This is a genomic window from Undibacterium sp. 5I2, from assembly GCF_035019605.1.
Taxonomy (GTDB): Bacteria; Pseudomonadota; Gammaproteobacteria; order Burkholderiales; family Burkholderiaceae_D; genus Undibacterium.
The window spans coordinates 47,810-54,635 of the sequence record NZ_JASJVS010000028.1 but is presented as its reverse complement, the minus strand read 5'-3'; the positions used below and the strand labels follow the sequence as shown (position 1 = coordinate 54,635).

4 protein-coding genes and 1 tRNA gene are annotated in these 6,826 nt (G+C 48.6%); all 5 read right to left on the bottom strand.

Features of this window, described 5'->3' with window-relative positions; genetic code table 11:
• Positions 1 to 13 precede the first annotated feature (13 nt).
• Positions 14 to 1,750: a glycosyltransferase gene (locus tag QN359_RS11565; RefSeq protein ID WP_322248140.1), complete on the bottom strand. Its 1,737-nt coding sequence runs from the start codon at positions 1,748 to 1,750 to the stop codon at positions 14 to 16.
• Complete coding sequence (locus QN359_RS11560) at positions 1,747 to 2,670, bottom strand: NAD(P)-dependent oxidoreductase (protein ID WP_322248139.1); 924 nt, start codon at positions 2,668 to 2,670, stop codon at positions 1,747 to 1,749. Before QN359_RS11560 ends, QN359_RS11565 begins: the two co-directional genes overlap by 4 nt.
• A 683-nt stretch (positions 2,671 to 3,353) precedes the next feature.
• Positions 3,354 to 3,443, bottom strand: a tRNA-Ser gene (locus QN359_RS11555).
• A 58-nt stretch (positions 3,444 to 3,501) separates the two neighbouring features.
• Positions 3,502 to 5,508: a putative bifunctional diguanylate cyclase/phosphodiesterase gene (locus QN359_RS11550; protein WP_322248138.1), complete on the bottom strand. Its 2,007-nt coding sequence runs from the start codon at positions 5,506 to 5,508 to the stop codon at positions 3,502 to 3,504.
• Positions 5,509 to 5,510: 2 nt separating this feature from the next.
• Positions 5,511 to 6,656, bottom strand: coding sequence for an EAL and HDOD domain-containing protein (locus QN359_RS11545; protein ID WP_323493581.1), 1,146 nt, complete (start codon positions 6,654 to 6,656; stop codon positions 5,511 to 5,513).
• Positions 6,657 to 6,826 lie beyond the last annotated feature (170 nt).

Sequence of the window (6,826 nt, the reverse complement as noted above, 5' to 3'; positions counted from 1 at the left end):
ATGAGGACGTATATCAAGAACTGAAACTGGCGGCATAAAAATTTACTTTTAGGCGACAACTAGCTTGAAAAACTCCGGTCACAGGAACGAGTCGCCTCGCCCATGCCTCGACCCCTAACCGCGGAAAAGTACCATTGGTAGTTAAGTTAAGTTGCACCTTATATTCAACACAAAGTGCCAAAACATCCTCAAAATTACTATATAACAATGGCTCCCCCATGGTAGAAGGAATGATTTCTCTCAAACCATGCGCTGCGGCTTCCGCCACTGTCTTACGAATCAGTTCAAAAGGCATGACACGACGAGGGCGGTCCTCGGCGATCCGTATGCTCTGAAGTGCACTATGTGGGGAGTGCTCTTCACACATAATGCAACGCAAGTTGCAGGAGTCTGGGTTGGTGTCAAAAGTGATACGCCAAGGTCCATCACTTGAGCTAACGCGAGCACTATTTCGTCGACTAAGAACATCCCTATATAAGTTCTCGATCTCAATTACATGGTCAATAATCGAAGGAATTTGACCATCATCACTATATAGATAGCCTCGCTCGCCAAGCTCACGCGCTCGGACTGGGTCGTCAACCATACACTGCATCTGCAATGCGAGTGCTGCTACTGAGCGATGCTCATACACTAGACCATTGACTTCATGACGTACATACTCCCCCATACCACCCGCGTCTGCGGTAATAACTGGCACGCGGGCCTGTTGTGCCTCATGAATTACCAAGGGTGAATTTTCTACCCACACTGAAGGAACAACAATCGCGTCAACATGGTTGAAAACGTCGTGAACGATTTCTTGATTTCGATATTCCTGCATCCACTCAATCCGCTCTGAAATTTCCTTTGGCAAGGCAAGCGCAAGTGCCTTTAGCGCTTGCGTTTCTTGCCCCCTTGGTCGCCCCCATATTCGCAACTTGGCACTGCCCTTAATCATTCCAAATGCTTCGATTAACTGATGAATTCCTTTCGCAGGAATGTGTGTCCCGATATAGCCAAATGTAAAGGGTTCGCCAAACTCACGTAGTCGCCCCTCAAGTCGATTAAGATCAAATCCATAATCAAGGTATTTTAATTTTGACTCAGACAATCCAAAATCATCACGATATCGTTGATACAGATACTTAGCGGGGGCGACAAAGACGTCGACAAGATCGGTCATCGCTCGCAAATGTTTCATTCTTCGCGAAACCCAATCCGTCCAATAGATAGTGTCCGACTCATATTCGGCTGGGTCCCCACTAAAATATCGAGAATAACAATTTTCGGCACATTTTCTATCCTCTTGCCCATCACAGGCTGCCCATAGCGTATTTGCGTCTTTGGGTTGCATTTGCATAAATTGCCCGCGCGGACACATCACCCAATAGTCATGCAAAGTGTAGACAATTGGAATATCCCGATTAGCGGCCTCTTGCAACATCGAAGTAGACAAGTGATTTAAATGTCCGACATGAACAATGTCAGGAGTTAATCGATTAAGCAACTCTGCAAATCGCTGATCAATTCCAATCTCACTATAGCGGTCCCGATTCCGAGCATTATTGACCAAGTGAACTGTAATTCTTGGTTCGTCAATGTCTGTTTCTATACGCATTCCAAAATCAGGTGCAAAAGGATCCTCTTCACGGGTAAACACGTGAACCTCATGGCGCTCTGCTAACCCGTGACATAAAGTTTGTGTATAGACTTCTGAGCCCGCGTTGTAGCGCATCGGGTACCCATGAATAACTTGCAATATTTTCATGATAAGGACTCATTGAATGTGTTGATCGATTGATCGGATTTATAATCGGAGATTAATCTTGTCACGCCCTCACGCAAAGATACTTTGGGTTTCCACCCTAGTACATCAAAAGCACGCTGATTACACCCATAGAACTGAGAAACATCGTATGAACGCGGACTCGCCTGCACTACAGAGGCTGAAGTTCCAGCAATTTCTATCGAAATCTCCGCTAGTTGTTGCAGCGTGGTTGCTTGGCCAGTTAAGAAGTGAATTGGAAGAGGCGCATCATTTCCTTGCTGTAAATAATGCACAAGCGCGACGATACCGCCAACGGTATCGTCAATATGTGTAAAGTCAAAAGTATGTCCAGAACCATCAACACGCAGTTGATGACCATTTACTGCAGCTCTTGCAAATGCAGGAATTACCCGATCATGATGATCACAAGTCCGACCATATACATTTGAAAGACGTATCGTTGCCGCTCTCATGCCTTTTAAGCGAGCTTGCTGAATCAGTTCCTCCCCTGCCAGTTTGGATCGACCATAGATATTTACAGGACACTGCGGCGTCTCTTCGTTGGCCGGCAAATGCTCAGGTTGCCCGTACACTTCACGACTACTGGCAAAAATTACCCACGGTGGAGTTACTTGATTGGAAACCTCAGTCAATACATTGCCCAATCCTTCCACATTGGTTCTCCAGCATGCGTCAGGGTCGCGCTCCCCCCAAACGACGCGAGAAACTGCTGCAAGATGAATAACACCGTCACAACCTTCTAGCCCTAAATGAACCGCATTCGTGTCTAATACGTTCCCCCATTCCCTTCCCTTCCCCAGCAAATCTAGACCTTGAACAATCATGTCTTGCTTTTCCAGTTCGATTCGCACAGCCTTACCCACTAGACCTTCTGATCCAGTTATCAATATTCGTTGCATATTTTTTTCTCAAATAAAGGAAACCCACCTAGAGGCTGGCGCATCAGGGTAAGCAAATATTAATTGCTAAGGTTTTTGGTTCGGAACAAGCCCGCGTGACTTCCAATAAGCGATGTTATTGGAGTTAAGTTGATTCGAATGATTATTGCGCGCAGATTTCTACGGTTCGGAGACTATTTTCGATGTAGGAGGTTTTACAATCGACTGCTTTAAAACATCTCTTTTGCATTGTTGATGTTGTGCCGAAACAGGCTGGGCCACAAACTTGTTCGAGATATTTAATTTCATTTAATATTGCTACGTAGAATTATGTCATTCGGACCATAATTTCCTCCTTAGGTCAACGGGAGAATCGCCGGGAGCTTGGCGTGTATTAACATACAAAAATAGTCTGATAGAACACAGGGTAAAATTACAATATCTAGGTACATTCATACCGATAACCGTTGCTAGCAACCCACATAACAACAGGCCCTAAATAGTATCGTTAATTAAATTGAGAAAATTTATGCATCTAATTGACAGCTCGGCACGTTTAAAATTTACAACAATAATAAACAGATACTCCAAAGGAATCCAATAACATCCAACGCCAACCCAAATAAGATGGCATACCGAATGGCATACTGGGTAGGCCAGAAAAAGAAAAAGCCCTTGAAAATCAAGGGCTTATCTTATCAATCTGGCGGAAGGTGTGAGATTCGAACTCACGAAGGCTATAACACCTCGCCAGTTTTCAAGACTGGTGCATTCAACCGCTCTGCCAACCTTCCAAGCGCGTAATTATAGCCTGAGATCGGCCGCTGGACAAGCGCTGCGCGCGGTATTGCGCTAAAAAACCATGCCCAGCAATCCGGCTACTTGCGTCGGTGGCAGCGGACGGGCGAACAAGTAGCCCTGCACCTCGTCACAACCGGCCGCTTTCAAGAAAGCCAGCTGGGCTGGGGTTTCCACGCCTTCAGCGACGACTTTGAGCTTGAGTTGATGGGCCATTTTAATGATCGCACTGGCAATCGCACAATCATTACTGTCACCAGGTATGCCTTGCACAAACGAGCGGTCGATTTTCAGCGAGGTGATGGGGAAGCGCTTCAGATACGATAAACTCGAGTAACCGGTACCGAAATCATCGAGCGCCAAGCTCACACCCAAGGCAACGATATCATCCATGATGGCGATCACGCTCTCGGTACTGTGCATGAGCATACTCTCGGTAATTTCGAGTTCCAGCCATTGTGGGGCGATTTGGTATTTGAGCAGTACCGCGCTGACCCGCGCCGGCAAACCGACGGTGAATTCCTTGGCCGATAAATTAACGGCGATGCGAAACGGTGGCACGCCCTCCGCTTGCCATTGCGCCGCCTGTTGGCAGGCGCGTTCCAATACCCAGGCATCGACCGCCAAGATCAAACCGGTTTCTTCGGCGATGGTGATGAATTCCACCGGCGAGATCAAGCCGCGCTCCGGATGATGCCAGCGCAACAGCGCTTCCACGCTGGTCATGGTCTGGCTCTGCACATCGAGCTTGGGTTGGTAGACCAAGAAAAATTCTTGCCGCTCCAAGGCTTTGCGCAAGCCCGCCTCGATGAACAATTTGCCGGCGATGTGGGCATTCATGCTCGGATTATAAAAGGCGTAACTACCGCTGGCATCAAGAGCGCTGCGTTTGGCTTTATACATGGCGATGTCGGCACGTTGCAACAAGCCTTCCGCGTCCATGCCATCGTCGGGATAAACGGCGATGCCTATGCTGGCACCGATGCGTAATTCATGTCCATCGATATGAAAAATCTGCTCCAAGCAGGACAAGATTTTTTGCGCTACCAGACTGGCATGATAGTGTTGATTCATCTCGGGCAAGGCGATCGCAAATTCGTCGCTGCCGAGTCGGGTCACCATGTCTTGGTCGCGCAAGCTGGCACGGAAGCGTTGTGCCACTTGAATCAGCAAGGCATCGCCAACTTGATGCCCAAGCATGTCATTGACCGGCTTGAAGCGGTTGAGATCGATGAACAGAATAGCGCAGTTGCTTTGTTTGCGCAGCGCAGTTTGCAAAGACTGATCGACTAATTGCTTGAATAAATTTCGATTGGGCAAATTGGTGAGCGCATCGAAGTAAGCCAGATGATTGATTTTCTGTTCCGATTCTTTGCGATGCGTGATATCGCTCAAGTAGGCCACCATGCCTACCGCCTGGTCGTGCTGGGCTAATAAAGACAAGCTCAGGCTGGCCCAAAAAACTTCCCCTGATTTTTTACGGCGGCGCACTTCCATCTCGCGCCCACCATGCTGTAAAAATTCATCGTCGCCCTGCTGCCCTTCCTCTTCGTAGAGGAATAAGATATTTTTTCCAACGGCTTCATCGGAGCGATAACCGAATAATTTTTCTGCGCCACGATTCCAACTCAGAATAAATCCAGCCAAATCCATGGTGATCACCGATTCATGAATCTGATCGAGTACCTGGGTCTGCAACAGCTGTTCGCGCAGTTGCAGCGCCTGCGTTTTCGCACTGGCTTGACGCACTTCAAACAAGCGTGCCGTGAGCATGGATAAGCGATTGAGCTCGATCAGATCGGTTTCCGAATATATGCCGTTTTTGGCTGACAGCAAATAAAACGTTTCCGGCGACACCGGATAGCGCAAGCCCTCTTGCTTGGCCGGCGCGCAGATTTCCAACGCAGCGCCATGGCGCTGGTAACTGACCGTGGCATCATCGAATAATGCCCCGGCAATACGATTGATTTCACGGTCCAAGGCTGCATCAGACAAACTCAGCACGGCTTCGCCTAGCGAAGCGCCGAGTTCCAAATGAGTCGCAGCGGAAATGGTTTTCATCGTCACATATCCCGGCAAACCTGATTAACCCAAATATAAGCGCGCAACACACTATCGTAGTAGGTGTCGGCATCGAGTTCCAACAATTGCAGTGTTTCTGTCAGCAGCGGGCCTTGTGGCCGGTCGGCGCACTCAACCAAACGCAGACACAGGCCAAGTTGGCCACTACGTTCGAGTAAAGCGTCAAGAATGTGCTGCTCCAAACACAGTGGCTGCAAGATTTCCGGCAGCTCGCTGCCAAACAGTTTATCGAGCAAAGAAAACATGCCGACCATGAAGGCGCCGTCGAGATCATCTTTACTACCACCGAGTCGGAGACATAAATTTTCCATCATACTGGCGCGAAACGCGGCTCTGGCCATGAGCGGATTGAGCCCGCCCACTTGGTCTTGTTGGCGCGCATACAGCAGCAATTGCAACCAGCGCTGCAACTGTCGACGGCCAAGCAGATTGATGGCTTGAGCAAAACTCGATACCCGCATGGTCTGGGCGAAGGCGGCCGAGCTGACCAATTTGAAGAGCATGAACGACAGGCTGGCATCCTGTTTGAACAACTCTTCGAGTTCGGCGGAATCGGCATCGCGCGCGACCAGGCCCAAGAGTTTGAGCAAACGCGTGCGCGCCGAGCCATCGGCAGTTTTGTTCAGTACTGGCGGTTGAAACGCATACTCGCCGGAAAACCATTTGAAACCAGCCTGCTGCGCTTGCTCCAGTACATTCGGAGTCGAGATATTTTTAGCCCAGTGCTGGGCCGCGCCCAAACGTCCAGTCCAGCCTTTGGCAAAAAATGGCACGCCGTTGCTACAGTCGAGCGCGATTTGTTTGGTGTCAGCCCAAGCCAACTCGGTTTGCGAGGCAAACTCATCGGTAAAAACGCGAAAGCCGTTACTGGCAAAATGTTTGAGGCGCGAGTGGTTGTCGCGCTCAGCACACATCACCTCCGGAATACACAAGCTGATGCGCGAAGCCGGCAAGCGCGTGTGCAAATCAGTGGGGATTTGTTGAGGATCGGAAAATGTTAACAGCCAAGAGATCGCAGAGAGTTCATCAAAAAATTGCTTTTCTTTCCAGATAGCTAAGGTGGATAACACTTCATTTATTTCTGCTGCACCAAAGTCGGCATGGATTGCTGACAGTTGCTGTTTCACATTCATTACTGGCATTAAGCTCGGAAGCCCGGTTTTGTGAATCATAAATACTTTGTTCAAATGTGACAAGTAACACCAATTTGGCGTATTTTTTTAACTTGCAGCAAGGAATGTAAATCTTTCTTCAAAGCAAAACAACACTCTGGAGGGTTTACACTAAGCCTAGGCAA

Excerpts from the sequence above, each read along its gene's own strand:
- QN359_RS11565 (WP_322248140.1), bottom strand. The coding sequence starts at position 1,750 with ATGAAAATATTGCAAGTTATTCATGGGTACCCGATGCGCTACAACGCG.
- QN359_RS11560 (WP_322248139.1), bottom strand. The coding sequence starts at position 2,670 with ATGCAACGAATATTGATAACTGGATCAGAAGGTCTAGTGGGTAAGGCT.
- QN359_RS11550 (WP_322248138.1), bottom strand. The coding sequence starts at position 5,508 with ATGAAAACCATTTCCGCTGCGACTCATTTGGAACTCGGCGCTTCGCTA.